A 20,343-nucleotide genomic window follows, 5' to 3' on the forward strand; every position below is an offset into this window, starting at 1 on the left:
GCTTGAGAGCTTGACAAGGAGGAACTAATTTGGCCATTAGGGTATGGACGCCAGCAACTACTGCTAACCTAGGCCCCGGCTTCGATTGTCTGGGCATGGCAGTAAATCTATACAATGAGCTGGAAATGGAGCTCACCGATAAATCAGTGGAGATTGAGGTTGAGGGAGAAGGCGAGGAGGATATACCGAGAGACCAGAGCAATTTAGTTTACCAAGCAGCAGCAGCAGTGTTTAGGGAATGCGGCTTACACGGGTTTGGGTTACGGATATCGCAAAAAAACCGGATACCAATGGCCAGGGGTATGGGCTCCAGTGCGGCTGCCATCGTAGGAGGGATGGTAGGGGCAAATTTCTTAGCAGGGAAGAAATTATCTCATGAAAAGATAGCACATCTCGCTACTGCGATGGAGGGGCATCCAGATAATGTGCTTCCTTGCCTATATGGTGGAGTAATAATAATAGCTCGTCAATCGTGGTCAAACGAGATTGGTTCGTTGACATACCGAAAAGTAAGCGCTCCACCTGTGAGCCTGATATTTGCTGTGCCCGAGTTTGAACTACAGACGAATAAGGCAAGAGCAGTAATTCCAGAGGCATGGCCTCGGGATGACGTTGTGTCTAATCTTGGCTGGCTTGGTTTACTGATCCTCGGTTTCGTTAACGATGACTTGGAATTGGTAGCTAAGGGCTTAAAGGACCAGCTACACCAACGTTACCGCGGAACAATCATCCCAGGCTTGTTCGAAGTTTTCAAGGCTGCAAGTGAGCACAAGGCCTTGGGGGCGGTTCTCAGTGGCGCTGGCCCTTCGGTAGTAGCGTTAGTTCCTGCGGATTATTTCCAGGGCGAGATCAGTGCGCAAATTGGGAGGGCAATGCAGGCAGCCTTTGCCAGGCATGGCATTGGTAGCAAGATTATTGAGCTTCTTCCTAGCAACGTAGGTGCAATTGTAAAGAGGGTGGAGGATTAATGGGCATCGTTGTTCAAAAGTATGGTGGCAGTTCGGTTGCCAATAGCGATCGGTTGAGGCACGTAGCCCATCGCATCATCAACTACTACAAAATGGGACACCAGGTAGTCGCTGTGGTATCTGCTCGGGGAGATACTACTGACGAACTAATAGCCTTGGCCCAAGAAGTCGCGTCTGACCCACCGCCACGGGAAATGGACATGCTCTTGGCCACAGGGGAGCAAGTATCAATTGCTTTATTGGCCATGACGATTCACTCCATGGGATATCCGGCCATATCTCTGACAGGTGCCCAGGTGGGCATTCGGACCGATGATATGCATACCAAGGCGAAGATTCTTGAAGTCGCTTGCTCGCGCTTACTGGAAGAGCTGAAGCAGAATAAGATTGTAATTGTAGCTGGGTTTCAAGGGGTAACAGATGAGAACGAGATTACTACTTTAGGTAGAGGTGGGTCAGATGCAACTGCTGTAGCTATTGCTGCAGCGCTCAAAGCTGATGTCTGCGAGATCTATACCGATGTTGAAGGGGTGTTTACCGCCGATCCACGCTTGGTACCATCGGCGCGAAAGCTAAACAAAGTATCTTATGATGAAATGTTGGAGTTGGCTAGCCTTGGCGCTGTAGTATTGCAACCTCGCTCGGTAGAGCTGGCCAAGCTGCACCAAGTACGGCTGTGTGTTCGGTCTAGCTTTAACGACAATACTGGAACCTGGATAGAGGAGAATCCGGACATGGAAAGAGACAATGTGGTAACTGGAATCGCCCAAGATATGAATATTGCGGAGCTCGCCATTTTTGATGTTCCTGACCGCCCAGGTATAGCTTATAAGCTTTTCTCGGCTTTAGCTAATGCCGGCATAAACGTGGATATGATTATTCAAAGCACCATGAGAGATGATTATAATGACATCTCCTTTACAATTTGCAAGGATGATCTCAAGCAAGCCCTCAAGGTGTTGGAAGTAGTAACTAAAGAACTGGGGGCGTCTGGATTCACATACGATGATCAGGTGGCCAAGGTAAGCATTGTTGGTGCTGGTATGATCACCAACCCTGGTGTTGCAGCCAAAATGTTTGAAGCTTTGGCGGAAAAAAACATTAACATCCAAATGATAAGCACTTCTGAAATCAAGGTGTCTTGTGTGGTAAAACTCCAGGACGCAGAGCTAGCAGTGCAGGCTTTGCATGAGAAATTTGGGCTAGCTGGTTAGTCTGCGCTGACGCCTGGCAAAGTCCTTGACTCGTAAGTACTGGCAATATATAATGGCGGTGTCGGGGCGTAGCGCAGCTTGGTAGCGCACCACCTTGGGGTGGTGGGGGTCGGGAGTTCAAATCTCCCCGCTCCGACCATATATATAAAGAAAGCCGCTGATGCGGCTTTTTGCTTATGGATAGAAAACTCAACGTTGAGGTATTAAAGGGTCATAACATTTTGTACGCTGAAAAAGGGGGATTGCCGATCTAGGAAAAAACGAGGGTAGGTTCATCATGGTCAATAATACATAGGGAGGTTATGAACTAGTGATAATTGGATTATCTGTGATTTTAGTCTTGGTACTAGTCTTGCCTTTTGTGGTTAAGCAAGTAGAGCATAACCTCGAGCCATTTCTTTTCTTAATGGGTATAGCTGCTACCATAGTATCGGGCGTACTAAGTACTCATTTAGCAGCCGAAATTCTGCAAAACCACTTGATGTATATGATCACCGGTGCTGTGCTTATCGCTGGTCTACTATTTAAGGCTTTTCAAAAGCGCATTAAAAGTATAATTACTTCCGTCCTTAAGGTGATACCCCTTAGGGTTTTTGTTTTTTTATTAGTGGTGATACTCGGGCTTTTTTCCAGCATAATTACCGCCATTATAGCATCGCTGGTCCTCGTGGAGATTATTAATAATCTTCCTCTGGATAGGCGCAGCAAAATTAGCCTAGATGTGATTGCCTGTTTCGCCATTGGCCTTGGCGCTGCGCTGACGCCTGTGGGTGAGCCCCTATCTACCATTGTTGTCTCCAAGCTCCACGGCGATTTCTGGTTACTGATGCGGGAAGTAGGCGAGTTCATTATTCCCGGTGTAATCGTTTTTGGAGTTGTGGGAGCTTATCTTGTGGGCGGCCATGGGACAGGAGCAGTTTCGCTAACCGAGGAACAGGAAGAAGAAACCTATAGCGGGGTTATAATAAGAGCAATTAAAGTGTTTGTGTTTGTGATGGCCCTGGAATTATTGGGGGCAGGCTTTAAACCGTTAATTGATGCCTATGTGATTCACCTGGATAGCCGTATTCTCTACTGGATCAACATGATTTCTGCCATTCTCGATAACGCTACCTTGGCGGCAGCCGAAATCAGTCCTGCAATGACTAGTATGCAGGTAGAAGCTATTCTCGTGGGCTTATTGATTAGTGGCGGTATGCTAATACCAGGCAACATCCCCAATATTATTTCCGCTGGCAAACTAAAGATTACTAGCCGGGATTGGGCCCGACTCGGCGTGCCCATTGGCCTGATTACGCTCATTCTTTATTACTGCGTGATCTTCCTTTTGGTTCATAGAGCATAGTCTCCTGTTAGACACTAAGGTTGAAAGTACGGCTGAACTCGCGAGCTTCTTTAAGGCTCGCGAGTTTATGTTGACAAAGGGATGGACCGTGTTTAAAATGAGATTTGGTCTGCAGGCCGGTGAGGCTATACACGCTTTAAAAAGGGGGAATGATAATTGCGCGCGTTGGGAAGACATATTTTGGCGGAGATTTATGGATGCAGCTTTGACGCACTAAACGACGTAAAAAAGGTTGAACAAGCAATGGTCAACGCAGCATTAGCAGCTGGCGCCGAAATTCGCGAAGTTGTATTCCATGAATTCAGCCCCCAGGGCGTGAGCGGTGTGGTAGTAATATCAGAATCGCACTTAGCAATTCACACATGGCCAGAATTAGGGTATGCTGCAGTAGATGTTTTTACTTGTGGCGATAAGGTTAATCCATGGGATGCGTGCAATTACCTACTGTCGAAGTTCGAGGCAGAGCATGTTCATGCAACTGAGATAAAGCGTGGCATTATACGCGACTCGTTGGAGCAGGTAGCGGTGAACCAGTAGGGGGGATATTTATTTTACCTGCGACACGAAGAAGTGGGTCCTGGTCGTGAGCCCTGTTTCTCCTGGCAGAGAGATAGGGCTCATGGCTTTTGTTAGGCCGACAACAGGAATTCGGACCGGCAAAGAGAATATCTATGAACAGAGGCAAAAGAGAAAGGAGTCGTTGGGTGGTCAGTCTGCCTGTTGCCGGGCTGGAAAGAGAGCTTGCCCTCATAAACCAAAAATTAGATAAGTGCTTTCGCTTAAAATCGGGCCATGTCGGCGGTTTTATTTCTATAGAATGGGATAAATTTGATCGAGTTTTTTACCCTATGCTGGTATTGCTGTCAGCTAAATCCGTTGGTACTTTTGGGGCCAAAGTCTTGGAATTGGCAGCAGCTACCCAACTGATCGTACTGGCCAACAGACTACACCGTGATTTACCCGAAGAGCCAGGGCGCTCAGTATTAGTCGGAGATTATCTATATAGCTGTTTTAACCAGATCCTCTGCTCCTCTGGAAATATTGACCTTTTGGAGCCGCTTGCCGGACTAATCCAAGACTTAAGCAAGCTGTCCATAAGACAAATAGAAGAAAGGTTACCTTTGAACCTTAGAGATGCTCAGCAAGAAAGCCTTATTGCCGGTATGGCTTGTGGTATTGCTGCTGGACTTGGGCTTACTTCCCAAGAGGATGTCAAGAGACTCAAGTCTTATGGGGAAAATCTTGGCTACGCATGGGCATGGCGCAAAAGCGGCAAGGAAAATCTCCCGCCTGAGGTATGTGAGCGGCTTGAAAGAGCAGGGATGGCGGTCCAAGGGTTAACTCCTACCTCGGTACGGGAATGCATTGAAGCACGCCAGAACTTGATTGCATTGGCCCAATGGATAGCAAATGAGTTTTCCGTAAATAAGAGGTATATGGTAGGTTGATTTAGGGATAATGGCGGTGACTGGTTAGGAATTATAGAGGGAAGGGTGCTAAAGTGGAAAGGTTATGGGCACCGTGGCGATCACAATATGTAGAAAGCGCCGGGGACTCGACTGACTGTTTCTTATGTACCGAACCGCAGTCTAGCAGCGATATGGAAGCGCTTATTTTATGGCGGTCCCTAAGGACCTTTGTCATTTTAAACCGTTTTCCCTACAACAGCGGTCACTTACTTATTGCGCCTTATCGGCACGTAAAGGATTTTGAGCAACTTACCAATGAAGAATTGCTTGACCTAGGTCAGCAAGTACAAAGAATGGTCGTGGTGTTAAAAGAAGTCTTAAAACCCCAAGCCTTTAATATTGGCCTCAACCTTGGCGCCCCCGCGGGAGCAGGCTTGCCGGGCCATCTGCATGTTCATATAGTTCCGAGGTGGCAAGGAGATACTAATTTTATGCCTGTAACCGCGGATACCAAAGTGATTTCCGAAGGCCTACTTGACACCTGGAGCAAGCTGCGCAATTACATTGATCACCATCGCCAAGAGATTCGTGCCGACCTATGAACCAGTTTTTGATTTTTGGCGGAGCTTCGTCAGATCAGACAAGACAATTTTTTGCCTGTTAAAGGTGAGGATGCCCTCCCTTTTAAATTCAGTAAGGATTCTCGTCACAGTTTCCCTTGACACCCCAATACGGCTAGCTAGCTCTCTTTGGGTGACGGCAAGATTAATTACGGTGCCTTCGTCGGTTTTGGTTCCCAAATCATTCGCTAACTGCAGCAAAAGGGCAGCCATTCGGCTGTACGTATCCCGGTAAGCAAAAGTACTCAGTTCCACTTGGGCCATGCGCAATCGAGCAGACATCATCTTCAACATTTTGAGTGCAATTTGCGGATGTTGAATCAAAAGATGGCTCATATCAGCAGAGGGAATGACTCCAATCTCGCAATCTTCCATGGCTTCAGCAGTAGCCGGGAATGGCCCTTTGTCAAACAGCAGTACTTCGGCAAAAATATCTCCTTCGCGGAGGAAATGCAATATTCGCTCACGGCCATCTTCGGTACTTTTATATACTTTGACCCGCCCAGATTTTACAAAATATAACCCGTCGCCAGGTTCCCCCTCTAGGAAGATAATGTGGTGTTTTGTGTACTTGCGGTTAATTATGATGTGCTCTATTAGCTCCAAATCTTTTTGGCTTAGCCCAGAAAAAATAGGTAAGTTTTCCAGATAATGCAGGTTTTCTGCCATCGGTTGGGGCACCTCGTTTTAGCATTTTTTGTCGCAATATGATGATACCATTTCCAACTCTTAAGGATAAATTACCAAAAATGGTTTGTCCCTTTACGAATATCTGTTGTGAGGTGTCAGTCTAAGTGAAAAGGAAATACCTTATGGCTTGATAAAGGATGGAGGAAGAAAAGAGGTGAAAGCTAGGTAGAAGAGAATTAAACTCTAAAATGCTAGCTTGAGATATTAAAGGGTGGTTTGCTTTGGAGGATCAGAGCTGGCCTCTCGCAGCTTTCCTTAGGCGAGCCCAGAATGGTGACCAAGGAGCCTACGAAGAACTGTTGCGAAGGTACTTGCCATTTATTCTCGCGGCGGTTGCCGATGTAGTCAACCGCCAGATCTCCGTGAAGGACGATGAGGCTAGCGCTGGGATACTGGCTTTTTCTGAGGCTATAAAGGCCTATCATGCCGGCAAAGGCAGGTTCCTACCCTTTGCTCGTACCGTGATTAGGAGACGCGTCTATGATTATCTTCGCAGACAGGCTAAGTTCGTGGCGGAGGTACCGTGTAGTCACCTCGATAGCCTCTCCTGTACCCAGATTCGGGAGCAAGCGGGTGAAGGGAGTTCATTTGCCAATTCAAGAGGTATAAGTGCATACGAAAAGGAGCTAGAGGCATTTGAGATACGGGAAGAAATTGCCTGTTTAAGCCAGGAAATGAGGGATTTGGGTATAACCTTTGCCGATGTGGCAGATTCATCCCCGCGGCAGGAGGAGACAAAGAAATTAGCTGTTAAAGCAGCTACCTGCATTAGTAAAAATGCCCAGCTTCTCAAATACATAAGGACTCGTAAAAAATTGCCCCTTAAGGAAATTGCTGAAGATCTGTTGAGGGATCAGAACCACAGCAGTCTTTCTAGCTTTCGAATTAGAAAGACCTTAGAAAGACATCGCGCCTATATCCTGGCAGTAGCACTCATTCTAGCCGGCGATTACATCCGGCTGAAAGCGTATGCCCGGTGGTGATGGTAGTGAGGGAAGATCATAGCAGGAGCGACCAGGAACGGGGTATACTCTTGGAACGTAAGGGCAACACAGGAGTAATTCTCTGCCCAGACGGAAGTTTTCGGCGGGTTAAAGTTGTTGGTCCATGCCCAATAGGAACTGAAGGCGATTTTGAAGCAACAAATGAACCTTCCGGTCACCTGTGGCGGCAACGACTACATCGACGAAGGTGGCTGGTATGTTCTCTCGGAGCAGCTTGTTTGCTTGTGGTTTTAGCTACAAGCTGGTTGAGACACGGCCCCTTAACCCAGGTTCCAAGCATCAATCCTGTTGCCACAGTAATTGCCTATGCTACGGTTGATATAAATCCTAGTTTGGAGTTTGGTATAGACGTTGCTGGCCGAGTCCAAAGCGCTAGGGGGTTGGACCGAGACGGGTCTTTGCTTCTTGAGAGCATAGAATACCGTGACCAGGATTTGGTAGCCGTTACTACTAAAGTACTTGAGCAAGCTGCAGCTAAAGGGTATTTACCACGGACCCGGAAAGGTTTAGTCTTAGTAACTGTTTCTCCCTGCTCGCAAGACGCAAGTGTTCTCAAATTGCTGGACCCTAAAGTCCTCATGTTAAAGGAGGCCGTACGAGCTACCACTATCCGTCTAGGTTTGCAAGCGGAAGTAGGAGTGGTATATCTAGGCAGCAAGGCTGGCCCAAAACTTCGGGATAAAGCCAATGAGCTGCGTTCCTCTCCTGGCCGGGTAGCTTTTATCCTACAGCTGGAGGCAGAAGGGAAAGCTGTTCGTGTCAATAAGTCAGCTACCAAACCTATTGAAAAAATTGCCCAAGAAGCGGGAGCTCAGATTGGGCAAACGGTGAGGATGATGGAGGCAAGAAGCGGAGAGGAGTGGGAGCAGTTACTAGTCCAGCTGGCGCCCAAGGAAACAGATGAGAGAGTGCCGGAACCTCAAAAAGAGAGAATTCAGTCTCCGGAGCCAAAGAAACACCTTGATACCCTTTTCCACGGGAACGATCAGGGCCAAAACGAGGAAAGAGCCTTGGAAGATCGTGATAGTACAGCCAATAAAAAGAAAAGTAACCAAGAAAGGAAAGAAAACGCAAGGGCTTCAACCCAAAAGAAATAAGGCATTTACGAAAGAACATGTCAGTGTGTAGCCTGGGGAGTATACCGGGCTTTTTATTTTCTTTGCCCTTTCCGGAGAAGGAATTAGAATAAGAAAACCGAACCTTAATCAAGGTAAATCTAACGTTATTTTTACCTTCAACCAACAAAACGTGGGGATGGGAAGTTGGAGTGAAAGTCGTTATATTGGCCGCTGGATTAGGAAAACGTTTGGGTAGCTTGACTGCCACCTTGCCCAAAGCTCTTCTTCCAGTTGCTGGACGTCCGATCTTAGACTGGCAACTGAGTTCGCTGAACCGCCTTGGAATACCAGCTCGTGACATTATAGTGGTAGGTGGCCACCAGATTGAAGCTTTACAGTCGACTTTGCCTTCCGAAGTCGTACTAATATTTAACCCAGACTACGCTACTTCTAACAACATTGTTTCGTTGTATGCTGCACGAAAGCAAATAACCAACCAGGATTTTATACTTTTCAATTCGGATACTCTAGCACATCATCGCATAATAGAGCTGGTTTTTAAAGCCAATTCATTACCGACGGTAGTGATAGACAAATCTAAACCTTTGGTCGGAGAAGAAATGAGGGTTCGGGTAGTAGGAGACCAGGTACTGGGGTTTGGTAAGCACCTAACCAATGCCCAGGGAGAATATATAGGCATTGCTCGCTTTGATGCCTGGTCTTCGGCGTTACTGTTTAAGGAAATTGACGACATGGTTTGCCACGGGCTAACTGGGGAATGGTATGAAGCCGCCTTTGACCGCTTGTGCCGCCGCATCCCGGTATACGCCACTTACACCCAAGGTTGGCCCTGGATTGAGATCGACGATGCCAACGATCTCGAGCGGGCCAAGTCAATGTGGGTACCTGTGGCGATGGAACTATGATCACACGTGTTATAGATTTGCCTGTATTTTTCCGGGTAGGACAAGGACTCCTTGAACAGGTTGGCTCCATCATTACCGAGGAGCACTTTGTTTTCCACCGTGTGCTTATAATCTCGGGCCCAGGGAGTACCAGCGCGGTTGCTCAGCTTGTGCTAGAAAGCCTAACTAAGGCCAATGCGTGCGTAGTCGGCTTACTGTCCGTAGAAGATAACTCGATAGAAACAGTAAACTCAATAAAGAAAAGAATTACTGACCTCGGCTCAGATCTCTTGGTAGGGGTTGGCGGGGGCAAGGTTTTGGACACGGGAAAGCTTGCTGCTTACGAAAAGAGGATCCCTTTTTTAGCTTTACCAACTGCCCTCTCCAATGATGGCATTGCTTCTCCAATTTCGGTCATCAAATTCCCCCAAGGTGTGCAGAGTATTGGCAGCCGGATTCCTTTAGGTATAATCGTAGATACTGAAATAGTTAGCCGGGCACCGGTTAGGCTAACATCAGCTGGGGTGGGGGATCTTTTGTCAAATCTATCAGCTAGCGAGGATTGGCGCCTGGCGGCTAGGCATGGTAGAGACAAGGTTGATACCTTTGCGGATATGCTAGCTCGTAGTGCTTCTGAGAGGTTTCTATATTTAACGGAAGTGCGTGATGGGGGTCAACGAGGAAGTGCTGAGTTTATAACTGCGTTGGCCGAGGGCTTGATTGCCAGTGGATTAGCTATGGCCATCGCGGGCACAAGCAGGCCCTGTAGTGGAGCTGAGCACCTAATTAGCCACGCTCTTGACCAGTTGCTGCCTAAGCCTTTCCCGCATGGGGTGCAAGTAGCAATTGCGACTCTTTGGGTTAATTGCCTACGGGGCAATGATTGGCAAACGTTGCGTAAGGTTTTCAAAGACCTGGGGATGGCCACAACCCCAGAGGAACTGGGTATAACCCAAGAACAATTTTTTCAAGCAATAATAGATGCGCCCCACACTCGGCCCGGGCGATTTACTATTTTGGACTTACACAAGGACAAAAGAGAGTGGTTGAAAGTCTATGAAAAAGTATACTGCCAGTGAAGTTCGTCGCGCGTCCAAGCAACGAGATTCTTGGTGGACGGTACTAGTTGTGGACCGTATCGCTATCCCCCTAGCCGCTTGGGTTGCCAGTTATACTAACATCCATCCTACTACAATTACTTTGCTTTCCATTGGTGCAGGTCTAACTTCGGCTTGGTATTTTTACAGTTATGATGGCACTTACTTCCGTCTCGCCATGGGGGCTGTCTTATATGAGCTATGCTTCCTACTTGATTGTATTGATGGTAAATTAGCCCGCCTAACTCATCGCGGATCCAAGTTGGGTGGTGTCCTTGATGCTGTTGGTGACGTATTCATATTTTCGCTGAACCTATGGGCGCTGGCTTTTGGGTATCGGCAAGTAGGGCTTGGCCGGATGGACACCTATGTGATTGGGTTTTGGATACTATTCCTATTTTTCTTTCAGTTCCACATCAGGGTGCAGGTCTTTCGAATGCCGCTTATGGCCGAAGGGGGAAATAACCAGGTGGGTCCAACCAGTACTTACCTGACAGGGTGGGCCAAGGTACTTAGCTTCTTGGATCGCCACAGGCTATCGTACTCACCGGTGAGCTTTGTTGAGATGGCTACGGCAGCGCTATTTCTGGGGCCATTAAGCGGTTATGTCTTGGAAGGATTGGTGGCTTGTGTTATTTTAGGTGTGGTAGCAGTCATATTCGCCATTCTTTCCATTGCGCTGCAAAAAGAATTTTGAGCACAGGAGGAAGTAAGGTGCAGGTCGATTACAGCCTAGCCGGAAGAACAGCTATAGTTACAGGTGCAAGTCGTGGCATAGGCAGGGCTACAGCCATTGCCTTAGCCGAAGCGGGAGCCAATCTCGTACTAATCGCTCGAAACGATAAACTATGCCAAGAAGTGGCTGAGACTATCCAAGGGTTTGGGCAAAAGGCGATGGTAATCGGTGCTGATATATCTGTGATAAGCCTACTAAAGGATATAGTTACAAAGGTGGTTCGGGAATACGGGCACATTGATATTCTTGTAAATAACGCAGGTACTGCTATTACCAAGAGTGCGCTGGAACTGACGGAAACAGAATGGGACAAGGTGGTAGATCTTAACTTAAAAGCCACTTTCTTCATGAGCCAAGCGGTTGCTCCGGAAATGATCAAACGAGGAAAAGGAAAGATAATCAATATTGCTTCAGTCTTAGGGCTAGTAGGTGAACCTCAAGTTATTCCTTACTGTGCCAGTAAAGGTGGAGTGATCCAGTTGACTAGGGCCTTGGCAGCTGAGTGGGCCCGCTATGGTATCCAGGTAAATGCTGTAGCCCCTGGCTATGCCAGGACTGCTATGAACGAGGCTGAGCTAGAAAATCAAAAGGTTTTAGACCATATTATTCGGAAAATCCCCCTGAGGCGTTTAGCTGATGTCAAGGAGATTGCTCGAAGTGTCGTTTTTCTCGCGTCTGACGCAGCCAACTATATCACTGGAGCCGTGTTGCCGGTGGATGGAGGTTGGACGGCCGTGTAGGCTAACCATGTGCCACCCACACGCATATACTGTGGGCAGTAAGTATGGAGTGCAAGATTAGTGAGGTCAAGGGTGATTGAATGTCAGGCTTCATGCGATGCCCAGTGTGTGGGTGGCAAGGACTTCCAGGCGAAATCGACTGGTTTTGTGATAGCGACTGGCTGCTCTTAGTGGCAAGATGTCCCCAATGCTTGTACCTTGCTCCCCTTGAAACCTTTTAAGGGGAAAAGCTATTAACTATGTAGGTCGCAGTGGCTGTAGCAACTAAGCGGTTATTCTTGTCCTTCAATTCAGCCCAGCCGACCATGATTCGTTTGCCTTTCTTAAGCAGCCTAGCTTCGCAGATTATGTCACTGTCTCGAGCTGGAGCCAGGAAGTTTATTTTCATTTCAACCGTTGAATGGATTTCACTGTCTGGTGCAATACTCTTGATGGCTAGAGCTACCGTAGAATCCGCTAAAGACGCCAATGCTCCCCCATGTACAGTACCATATAGCTGAGTTATTTCTTTTCGAAAAGGCAGTCTGACTCTGGCTTGCCCCCCGTGGGCTTCCAGAGGTTCCATCCCCAGCAACCCCCAATAGGGACTCAAATCCCCGATATGCCTTGCCACCTGATCACTAATCATTAGCGGAAACCTCCCATCCCTTGAAGGTTTGGAAAGTTATTTTCAGACATATAATGTCACTGGCAATTTCCTTCCACAAAGGGGATGATACCTTCGTGGAAACGTTTTGGCAACGGTTAATCTTAGTTGCTTGTGTTGCTTCAGGAGTAGTGGTAGGAGCGTCCATGGCAGGTATGTTGGCGGCACTTCTAGTGGGGCGTCCGCCTTTATTGGTGATGGCAGTAGTAGCCCAGGAGATCAAAGTCTGGGCCATTGCGGCGGCCATTGGCGGCACGTTTAGTACCATAGAGATACTCGAAAGCGGCATCTTTCAAGGGCAATTCTTTGGGTTAGCCAAGCAGCTATTGATCATGCTGGCAAGCTTCCTAGGGGCTCAACTTGGGGTTTGGCTAATCAAAATGCTTGCAGGAGGACCACCGCAAGCGTGAGGAAACAAATCGCCATGCTGATTCTTGGAGCCATAATAGGCATGGCAGTGACTGCCATCCGCGTGGGTGGTCAGGTCGATGTTTTATGGATTGAGAACTCTAGATTGCTGGACGAGCTCCGGTCCAGAACCGAACGGTTGCGTTTGCTGGAAGCCCAGATCAGTAAGCAATGTTACTTACGGGTCACTTCCGTTGAACCCCATGTTTCATTGAAAAGAGCATTTAATAGTGCTGAAGCCCAATCCATATGCCTCGCCGTAGAGAGGCAAATTGCAGAAATACTAAGCCCATTGCTGGGCAAAGAAGTTAAAAGCTTAGACCCCACCCTGGTCATGCAGATACTGGACCAGCGAAGGGTTCAAGTAAACAAACAAAATTATGAGTTGCTCATTAAAACTTTGATTCTGAGTGAGAGATTAGTAGTATACGTCGAAGCCAAGCCTTTGGCGATAGCCATGGATTCTTAAAAGAGACTTAAGAGATTGTTAATTGCAACTGTTACCACTTGTGTGTAAAATTGGTTATGATACAGCTTGTCATCTAAAGTTGGGAGAGGGCAGCGTTGACTAAACCCATAGCGATAATGTTGGATGAGACTAGGTGCAAAGGATGTGGTCTATGCGCGTTTTTCTGTTCACGTTCAGCAATTGACCTATCTATGCGGACCGGTGTTTTCGGCAATCCCATCCCAGTGATTAACGGAAATGGTAAATGCAATGGCTGCGGTGTATGTATTCGAATGTGTCCTGACTTAGCTATTCTGTATCAATTAGGAGAGTAACCTATGACGGCGAAACGAAGATTGCTTAAAGGTACAGATGCTTTCGGCGAAGGCGCTGTTACGGCGGGATGTCAACTATTTTGCGGATATCCGATTACACCTCAGAGCGAGCTAACCCACTACCTAGCCACAAGGCTCCCCCAGGTTGGCGGCATATACTTGCAGTCTGAGAGCGAGACTGCAGCTATTAATATGGTTTATGGAGCAGCTGGTGCTGGGGCCAGGGTTCTAACAGCATCTAGCGGCCCGGGGATTAGCTTAATGTCGGAAGGATTATCCTATCTTGCTGGTGCTGAGCTTCCAGCGGTTATCATCAATATCATGCGGGGTGGGCCTGGTTTGGGGAATACCCGGCCCTCCCAATCTGATTACTGGCAAGCTACTAAGGGAGGTGGTCACGGTGACTACCGCCTTATTACCCTGGCGCCGTGGTCGGTACAGGAGAACTTTGACTTTACGATCTTGGCTTTCGAATTAGCAGATAAGTATCGGAATCCGGTCATGATACTAGCCGATGGTATCCTAGCACAAATGATGGAGACTGTGGAAGTACTGGAAATTAGCAGATTGAATCAAACTCCTTTTGACAAGCCATGGGCGACCACAGGTACGATGGGGCGACGCCCCAAAAACATTATAAGCTCGCTTCATCTTCCTCCCGAAGAATTAGAAGCCCATAACCAGAAGCTACTAAACAAGTATTTGGCCATCGAAGACTGTGAAGCAAGAGCCGAATGCTACGGAATCTCGGAAGCCGAGATCGTAGTGGTTGCCTTTGGTATAGCTGCTAGAATAGCGACTGCTGCAATAGCCCTAGGCAGTGAGAGGGGGCTAAAAATCGGCCTTTTTCGACCACAGACGCTCTGGCCGTTTCCAGCCAGACAATTGCAGGAAGCAGTAAAACATGCAAAAAGAATCTTGGTGTTAGAGCTCAATACTGGCCAAATGGTATACGATGTACGGTACGCACTTGGTAGCAGTAAGGCAGTTGATTTTTATGGCCGTTGCGGGGGAATGGTTTTTACCCCAATGGAGATCTTGGGATACATCCTATCGGGAGGATCGCAAGGTGCTGTCGCCTACAACTAACCGTCCAAGAAGCCTAGTCGATATTTCCTTTCATTACTGCCCCGGCTGTGGCCACGGGATTATTCACCGCTTAGTAGCCGAAGTTATTGATGAATTAGGGATTCAGGGCCAAACCATTGGTGTTGCTTCAGTTGGTTGCTCTGTGCATACTCTATCATATTTCGATTTGGATATGCAGCAGGCTGCCCATGGACGTGCACCTGCAGTGGCCACAGGAATTAAAAGGGTCCTTCCTAAACAGATTGTTTTTACTTACCAGGGAGATGGAGACCTAGGGGCCATCGGAATCGGGGAAATGTTTCATGCTACAGCCCGCGGGGAGAAAATAACTGTGATCTATGTGAACAATGCTGTTTACGGTATGACAGGGGGGCAAATGGCCCCAACTACTCTTATCGGGCAAGCGACCTCGACCACACCTGATGGCCGTTTACCCGATCGAGACGGTTTTCCGATTAAGGTGGCTGAGCTGGTTAGTATGATTGATGGGAGCGCATTTGTAGCTCGAACTTCAGTTCATAACCCTGTTAATGTTGCCAGGACTAAAAAAGCTATCAGGATGGCATTTCAGGCTCAGATGAATAGGCTGGGACTTGGTTTGGTCGAGGTTCTGTCCCCATGCCCCACTAACTGGCATCTCTCCCCTTCGGAGGCCATGAAATGGATAGAAAATGTCATGATAAAGTCTTTTCCCCTAGGTATTATGAAAAGCTTGGAAAGGTAAGGGAACGGATAAGAAGGAGAGGCCGTATGGGAATGCATTTGAATGAGCGGATATTGATAGCTGGCGTGGGCGGGCAGGGAGTCTTATCCTTAGGACATACCATAGCACAAGCTGCGGCCCTGGAGGGACGGTGGGTTAGCTGGGTTCCATCCTATGGAGCCGAGATGCGCGGTGGGGTTACTACTTGTACAGTAGTGATCTCTGATACGCCCGTCCTCTGTCCAGTCGTTGACAGCTTCGGTAGTTTCATAGCTTTGGCTCCTCAAGCCAGCAATTTGGGGTCGTTGGTAGAAACAACTGGTTTGGTGCTCTGCGATAACAAATATTCCCACCTAGTCCGGCTTGGTAAAGACATTCGGACGGTTACAATCCCGGCAGGCGATTTGGGAGAGAGGTTGTCGTTGACACGGTATATAAATATGATTTTTCTAGGCGCATACCTAGCCCTTCAACCTGTTGTTAGCTTTACAGCAGTTGAATTAGCATTAAAGGACATCTTCGGCCAAGGAGAGGAAATTGCTAGCGTTAACCAAAAAGCCCTACTAGCAGGAAAGGAATACATCGAACATAATGCCTAATCTTTCTCGGTGATGCATATCTATAGGCTGTAGCTAACCGACTTTTCGCTATGAAGGGAAGGTTGAGAGCATGCAGCCTATTAGAAAAATGTTTCCTGGAGGTAATACAGCCAAGGGTTTCCATTCATTTTATGACTTCATTGCTCCTCTTAGGCCTAACCGCATTTATATCATAAAAGGCGGACCTGGCATTGGCAAATCAACCTTAATTCGGAAGATAGGTATGGCCCTTTACGAAAAAGGGTTGCCGCTGGAGCTGCATTTGTGTTCCTCTGACAATAGTTCTTTAGATGCAGTTGCGCTGCCCAGCCTTAAGGTTAGTGTTGTGGATGGCACTAGCCCGCACACAGTTGATCCTAAATGGCCCGGGGCAGTCGAAGAAATTATCAACCTGGGGAATCTCTGGGATAGTAGCTACTTGCGACACCATCGCCAACCCATTATCAAGCTGTTTAATCAAATCAGTTACCTGTTCATGCAAGCTTACCGATATTTTCAAGCTGCCAATAGCCTACTTGAGGAAAGAGAAGATTGGGTTAAGAGCATACAACCCGACTGGGAGCAGTCAGTCTATATCGAAGCAAGAAAGCTAGGTAACCAACTCTTAGATACAAGTCTATCCCGGGAGGCAAGAGACCCGGACTGGCCAACAGGAAGGCACTTGTTCGCTAGTGCCATTACTCCCAACGGGATAGTCAATACTTTGGGCTCTCTTACGGAAGGGATTGAGCAGCTTATCGTAATCAGAGGATGTTTGCGGTCAGCACGCACCTTGGTACTAAAGGTGTTGAGTCATTATAGCCTTGCCCATGGGTATTACACTGAAATATTCCATTGTGGTCTGAGACCTGACGACATTGAACACCTGATTATTCAACCTACCGGCATGGCTATACTTTCTGCTGATTGGTACCTGGACTTCCAACCGCCCGGGAATTCGACACTTATTGAGGTGGACCTAGACTCACTGCTAAAAATTAATTCTCAAAGACTGCCGTTAGAATACGTGCGCGCTCACGACCTAATGAGAACCTGTATAGAAAGAGGGATAGAACTAATACGCAAAGCTAAGGAGCATCATGATGAACTCGAACAGTACTACAAGGATAGTATGGACTTTGCTCAAGTTAAGAAGTTTGAAGAGGGTATCCTTAACGATATCCAAACAATTGTGGTTGATGAGAACTAGCTACTATGGTAACATCTAGCTAGATAGGTAGTCCTCAAGCAGTGGACGGTCGAGGTGAAAATAACCGAGAGGGGGAAGTTTGGTGAGGGAGTGTGACGGTACCGTCACGATTAACCTGTTCACCGAAGGCGATGAATTCTTTGATCTCTTAAAAGCAGCAATTCGCGAATGGAGAGAAGCCCCATGGACCCATGAGCAGGACCGTGCAAAGTTTGCCTTAGACTTGTACAACCGAGGACTATCCGCATACCGAGAGTACCTGACCAAGGCAGAATTAAGGGCAGAAGAGGGCTACAATTTAGAACGAGACCGGCGTTGGTTGGAAAATATGAGAAGCAAACTTGGGTATTGGGAAAAGAAACTACGAGAAGTCAGCCAACCAACCACCTCAAAGAGGATAAGCAGTGTAAACGGCCGCTAGGCCGTTTTATTATAGAGCAAGGAGGGGTACAAGCTTGGCAGTAAGAAAAGCAGTCATACCGGCGGCCGGGCTGGGGACGCGCTTCCTTCCTGCAACCAAGGCCCAACCCAAGGAAATGTTGCCGATCGTCGATACCCCAATAATTCAATACGTGGTCGAAGAAGTAATAAACTCGGGAATTGAGGATCTGCTCATCGTTACTGGGCGTGGCAAGCGAGCCATCGAAGACCACTTCGATCGATCTTTCGAGCTTGAGTACTTCTTGCGCAAAAACGGTAAAAACGAGGAGCTCAACGGAGTAAGGGACTTGTCCAATATGGCCAACATCCATTTCATCCGTCAAAAGGAACCGTTGGGCCTTGGTCATGCTGTTTTACAAGCGCGCCAGCACATCGGCGATGAGCCATTTGCCGTGTTGCTAGGCGATGAACTGTTCTTTGGTCAGATACCTGCGCTTAAGCAGGTAATGAATCACTATGAGCAATTCGGGGGTTCCGTAATAGCAGTACGAGAAGTTCCCGCTTCCGATGTTAGCCGCTATGGTATTATCGACGGAAGACGCATAGGCGAGAGCGTGTACGAGGTTACCGGCCTAATAGAAAAGCCTAGGCCAGAGCAAGCTCCATCGAATTTGGCCATTGTGGGCCGGTACATACTTGATCCGGCGATCTTTGATATCTTAGCGCGCATAGAACCGGGCGCCAATGGGGAGATCCAGCTGACCGATGCGTTGGATCGGCTTCGCAAGACTTCAAAAGTATATGCATGCACTCTTGAGGCAACCCGTTACGATGTTGGGGAGAAATTAGGATTCTTACAAGCTACTGTAGAAGTAGCCTTGGCAAGGCCAGACCTAGGTGGGGCATTTCGCCGCTACCTCACCCAATTATTTGCTACTGGCAGGGATTTTCAGGTGGAGGTAGCAGCAACATCAAAAACCCAAGGCCAAGATGATTTATCGACCAGTTAACCCACTGCCTACTGGCAGTGGGCAGTCCCCAACCTCATGGGGCTTTCAAGTGGTAGGAGAATGGATGATAACAGAATTTGGGAGAACTGGTGATCTGATTCCCAATCGATCAAGAGCTGGATTATTCTTTTTGCATAGCCTTTACCACGGTAGTACACAGGAAGGTAAAGCAGCACAATCTTGACGGTGCTGCCCTTTATGCTTAACGTTAAGACAAACCGGCCACCAGCCCACCTGGTTGACTCCATGGTGACTATACATGGATCAGAAGCATCGAAACTACAGACTTTCAAAGGTAAAGCTAATATCCCTTCAATCTTGGCCTTGAGGGATGCACATTCGGTGTCATACGTCCCCTCGAGTTCTGTTCAGGGCTTGGAAATGGACCGTGGCCCTACCCCGGATCACTTTGGTTCCTTGTTGGTTTTCGGCCCATAAGTCGATGTCTGCCGAACGAGAGCCCTCGTCTTTCCCTTGTACCTCGCCGTAGCAACTGATGATATCCCCTGGATATACCATCGCTAAGAACTTAGCTTTGAAAGAAGCAACGAAACCATTACAGCCTACCCAGTTGGTCAATACTTGTCCCAGGAAAGCCATCCCTAGCATTCCGTGCGCAACAGTGCCCTGTAAGCCGCGGGCCCGAGCTGCACTAGCATCCAAGTGGATAGGATTTGCATCCCCAGAGGCTTCGGCATAAGCACGTATTTGCGCGTCTGTTACTAGCTTTGTAAGCGGGCCTAGCCGGTCCCCTACATGAACGCTGTCGAATCTTACAGCCTTCAAGTTATCCCTAACCCACCTTGAGTATCAGAGTAGTTTTGGCGGTATATACAAGCTTTCCGCTTCGGTCCCTTCCAGCTGTTTCCAGAATAACTAACTGGGCTGGCTCCGGGGCTGTAAATTTCCTCAGGCCTTTAACAACAGTGGTACAAGTAATCTCGTCTCCCACTTTAATTGGCCGTACGTAAGTAAATTCCTGCTCGCCATGAAGGACCTGGCCTTGGTACGTTAAAGGTAGATCAAAAAAGACAGCAGGAAAAGTAGGTGGAGCAAAGCCGTTAGAAAAGTAAACTGGATTGGTGTCTCCTATGGCCGAAACAAATTTGCTTATTGCAGATGCCTCTACTTTAAATGTTCTGGGCCCAAATTCGGTCCCGGCGCGGAAACGATCAAGCACATTGAACTCTCCTGAATTAATAGCTTTTACTTAAATAATAGCATATTGGTGTTGGCTTGTGACCTGGTTAGAAGGTGAATAGCTCGAGGCCGCCTGAAACGTTTAGGGCTATGCCGGTAATGTATTTGGCTTTGTCGGAGGCAAGAAAGACAATAGCGTTGGCCACATCTTCAGGATCTCCGGGGCGGCGGAAAGCGGTTCGCCTAACCATTCGCTCGTTCATTTCTGGATTGCCGGATTTCCAGGCTTCAGTAGCGATTATTCCCGGGACGATGGCATTACAAGTAATACCGTGCCGAGCCCCTTCTAAGGCTAAGGTCCTTGTCAGCCCAATGATCCCCATCTTGGTGGCAGCATAGCTTGCCTGACCATATCCTCCCAAAGTCCCAGCGACCGAAGCCATATTTATGATTCGCCCCCACCCTTGGCTCTTCATGTAAGGCCATGCTGCTTTGCAGCAGTTGTAAGTCCCAGACAGATTGACTCGTAAATCCCTCTCCCAGAGCTCATCGTTTTGCTTTTCAATGGTAGCAATATGATCAAGAGTGGCAGCATTGTTAACTAAAATG

General features: G+C 47.8%; 26 protein-coding genes and 1 tRNA gene. 22 read left to right on the top strand and 5 right to left on the bottom strand.

The window, feature by feature from the left end; translation table 11 throughout:
* Nucleotides 1-29: 29 nt before the first annotated feature.
* The 7 genes from H5U02_03800 (at nt 30) to H5U02_03830 (ending at nt 5,538) form a co-directional block, all read left to right on the top strand.
* Nucleotides 30-968 carry a homoserine kinase gene (locus H5U02_03800; protein ID MBC7341562.1) on the top strand — a complete coding sequence of 313 codons (939 nt, stop codon included), beginning with the start codon at nt 30-32 and terminating at the stop codon, nt 966-968.
* Nucleotides 968-2,182, top strand: coding sequence for an aspartate kinase (locus tag H5U02_03805; protein ID MBC7341563.1), 1,215 nt, complete (start codon nt 968-970; stop codon nt 2,180-2,182). Before H5U02_03800 ends, H5U02_03805 begins: the two co-directional genes overlap by 1 nt.
* A 62-nt stretch (nt 2,183-2,244) precedes the next feature.
* Nucleotides 2,245-2,321 (top strand) — tRNA-Pro (locus tag H5U02_03810).
* 171 nt (nt 2,322-2,492) lie between these two features.
* Nucleotides 2,493-3,527 (top strand): DUF1646 family protein, encoded by a 1,035-nt coding sequence (locus H5U02_03815; GenBank protein ID MBC7341564.1) that lies wholly within the window; start codon nt 2,493-2,495, stop codon nt 3,525-3,527.
* A 156-nt stretch (nt 3,528-3,683) separates the two neighbouring features.
* On the top strand, nt 3,684-4,064 hold the full coding sequence (locus tag H5U02_03820) for an S-adenosylmethionine decarboxylase proenzyme (protein ID MBC7341565.1): 381 nt from the start codon (nt 3,684-3,686) through the stop codon (nt 4,062-4,064).
* Between the two features lie 134 nt (nt 4,065-4,198).
* A complete protein-coding gene (locus H5U02_03825; GenBank protein ID MBC7341566.1) occupies nt 4,199-4,975 on the top strand; it encodes a hypothetical protein in 777 nt (258 codons plus the stop codon).
* Between the two features lie 53 nt (nt 4,976-5,028).
* Nucleotides 5,029-5,538: an HIT domain-containing protein gene (locus H5U02_03830; protein ID MBC7341567.1), complete on the top strand. Its 510-nt coding sequence runs from the start codon at nt 5,029-5,031 to the stop codon at nt 5,536-5,538.
* On the opposite strand, the gene H5U02_03835 is transcribed toward H5U02_03830, so the two are convergent.
* On the bottom strand, nt 5,533-6,225 hold the full coding sequence (locus tag H5U02_03835; GenBank protein MBC7341568.1) for a Crp/Fnr family transcriptional regulator: 693 nt from the start codon (nt 6,223-6,225) through the stop codon (nt 5,533-5,535). The genes H5U02_03830 and H5U02_03835 overlap by 6 nt on opposite strands.
* A 242-nt stretch (nt 6,226-6,467) precedes the next feature.
* Between H5U02_03835 and H5U02_03840 the strand changes: the two genes are divergently transcribed.
* The 6 genes from H5U02_03840 to H5U02_03865 all read left to right on the top strand — a co-directional run bounded on the left by H5U02_03840 (nt 6,468) and on the right by H5U02_03865 (nt 11,786).
* Nucleotides 6,468-7,229, top strand: coding sequence for a sigma-70 family RNA polymerase sigma factor (locus H5U02_03840; GenBank protein MBC7341569.1), 762 nt, complete (start codon nt 6,468-6,470; stop codon nt 7,227-7,229).
* A gap of 239 nt (nt 7,230-7,468) precedes the next feature.
* On the top strand, nt 7,469-8,347 hold the full coding sequence (locus H5U02_03845; GenBank protein MBC7341570.1) for a hypothetical protein: 879 nt from the start codon (nt 7,469-7,471) through the stop codon (nt 8,345-8,347).
* A 170-nt stretch (nt 8,348-8,517) separates the two neighbouring features.
* Nucleotides 8,518-9,234 (top strand): phosphocholine cytidylyltransferase family protein, encoded by a 717-nt coding sequence (locus tag H5U02_03850; GenBank protein ID MBC7341571.1) that lies wholly within the window; start codon nt 8,518-8,520, stop codon nt 9,232-9,234.
* Nucleotides 9,231-10,292 carry an iron-containing alcohol dehydrogenase family protein gene (locus tag H5U02_03855; GenBank protein MBC7341572.1) on the top strand — a complete coding sequence of 354 codons (1,062 nt, stop codon included), beginning with the start codon at nt 9,231-9,233 and terminating at the stop codon, nt 10,290-10,292. Before H5U02_03850 ends, H5U02_03855 begins: the two co-directional genes overlap by 4 nt.
* Nucleotides 10,270-11,007: a CDP-alcohol phosphatidyltransferase family protein gene (locus H5U02_03860; protein MBC7341573.1), complete on the top strand. Its 738-nt coding sequence runs from the start codon at nt 10,270-10,272 to the stop codon at nt 11,005-11,007. The genes H5U02_03855 and H5U02_03860 overlap by 23 nt, the downstream gene beginning before the upstream one ends.
* A 17-nt stretch (nt 11,008-11,024) precedes the next feature.
* Complete coding sequence (locus tag H5U02_03865; protein MBC7341574.1) at nt 11,025-11,786, top strand: glucose 1-dehydrogenase; 762 nt, start codon at nt 11,025-11,027, stop codon at nt 11,784-11,786.
* Nucleotides 11,787-12,003: 217 nt separating this feature from the next.
* Here H5U02_03865 and H5U02_03870 read toward each other — a convergent pair whose 3' ends face one another.
* Nucleotides 12,004-12,414, bottom strand: a complete 411-nt coding sequence (locus H5U02_03870; GenBank protein MBC7341575.1) for a PaaI family thioesterase — start codon at nt 12,412-12,414, stop codon at nt 12,004-12,006.
* 95 nt (nt 12,415-12,509) lie between these two features.
* Here H5U02_03870 and H5U02_03875 point away from each other — a divergent pair, with 95 nt between their 5' ends.
* The 9 genes from H5U02_03875 to galU all read left to right on the top strand — a co-directional run bounded on the left by H5U02_03875 (nt 12,510) and on the right by galU (nt 18,594).
* A complete protein-coding gene (locus H5U02_03875; protein ID MBC7341576.1) occupies nt 12,510-12,842 on the top strand; it encodes a YtrH family sporulation protein in 333 nt (110 codons plus the stop codon).
* A complete protein-coding gene (locus tag H5U02_03880) occupies nt 12,839-13,309 on the top strand; it encodes a hypothetical protein (GenBank protein ID MBC7341577.1) in 471 nt (156 codons plus the stop codon). Before H5U02_03875 ends, H5U02_03880 begins: the two co-directional genes overlap by 4 nt.
* Nucleotides 13,310-13,425: 116 nt before the next feature.
* A complete protein-coding gene (locus H5U02_03885; GenBank protein ID MBC7341578.1) occupies nt 13,426-13,623 on the top strand; it encodes a 4Fe-4S binding protein in 198 nt (65 codons plus the stop codon).
* A 3-nt stretch (nt 13,624-13,626) separates the two neighbouring features.
* Nucleotides 13,627-14,712, top strand: a complete 1,086-nt coding sequence (gene vorB, locus H5U02_03890) for a 3-methyl-2-oxobutanoate dehydrogenase subunit VorB (protein MBC7341579.1) — start codon at nt 13,627-13,629, stop codon at nt 14,710-14,712.
* Nucleotides 14,621-15,436, top strand: a complete 816-nt coding sequence (locus H5U02_03895) for a 2-oxoglutarate oxidoreductase (protein MBC7341580.1) — start codon at nt 14,621-14,623, stop codon at nt 15,434-15,436. The genes vorB and H5U02_03895 overlap by 92 nt, the downstream gene beginning before the upstream one ends.
* A 26-nt stretch (nt 15,437-15,462) precedes the next feature.
* Nucleotides 15,463-16,014, top strand: a complete 552-nt coding sequence (locus H5U02_03900; GenBank protein ID MBC7341581.1) for a 2-oxoacid:acceptor oxidoreductase family protein — start codon at nt 15,463-15,465, stop codon at nt 16,012-16,014.
* A gap of 70 nt (nt 16,015-16,084) precedes the next feature.
* The gene (locus H5U02_03905; GenBank protein MBC7341582.1) at nt 16,085-17,203 is read left to right on the top strand and encodes a hypothetical protein; all 1,119 of its coding nucleotides are present in this window, start codon (nt 16,085-16,087) and stop codon (nt 17,201-17,203) included.
* Between the two features lie 82 nt (nt 17,204-17,285).
* The gene (locus tag H5U02_03910; protein ID MBC7341583.1) at nt 17,286-17,624 is read left to right on the top strand and encodes a hypothetical protein; all 339 of its coding nucleotides are present in this window, start codon (nt 17,286-17,288) and stop codon (nt 17,622-17,624) included.
* A gap of 34 nt (nt 17,625-17,658) precedes the next feature.
* The gene (galU, locus tag H5U02_03915) at nt 17,659-18,594 is read left to right on the top strand and encodes a UTP--glucose-1-phosphate uridylyltransferase GalU (protein ID MBC7341584.1); all 936 of its coding nucleotides are present in this window, start codon (nt 17,659-17,661) and stop codon (nt 18,592-18,594) included.
* Nucleotides 18,595-18,939: 345 nt separating this feature from the next.
* Here galU and H5U02_03920 read toward each other — a convergent pair whose 3' ends face one another.
* From H5U02_03920 to H5U02_03930, 3 genes are all read right to left on the bottom strand, one after another.
* Nucleotides 18,940-19,380 (bottom strand): MaoC family dehydratase N-terminal domain-containing protein, encoded by a 441-nt coding sequence (locus H5U02_03920; GenBank protein MBC7341585.1) that lies wholly within the window; start codon nt 19,378-19,380, stop codon nt 18,940-18,942.
* Between the two features lie 7 nt (nt 19,381-19,387).
* Nucleotides 19,388-19,774 carry a MaoC family dehydratase N-terminal domain-containing protein gene (locus H5U02_03925; GenBank protein ID MBC7341586.1) on the bottom strand — a complete coding sequence of 129 codons (387 nt, stop codon included), beginning with the start codon at nt 19,772-19,774 and terminating at the stop codon, nt 19,388-19,390.
* Between the two features lie 67 nt (nt 19,775-19,841).
* Nucleotides 19,842-20,343 (bottom strand): SDR family oxidoreductase (locus H5U02_03930; protein ID MBC7341587.1); only part of this gene is annotated, 502 nt, incomplete at its 5' end.

The organism is Clostridia bacterium (assembly GCA_014360065.1).
Lineage (GTDB): Bacteria > Bacillota > DSM-521 > Neomoorellales > JACIYF01 > JACIYF01.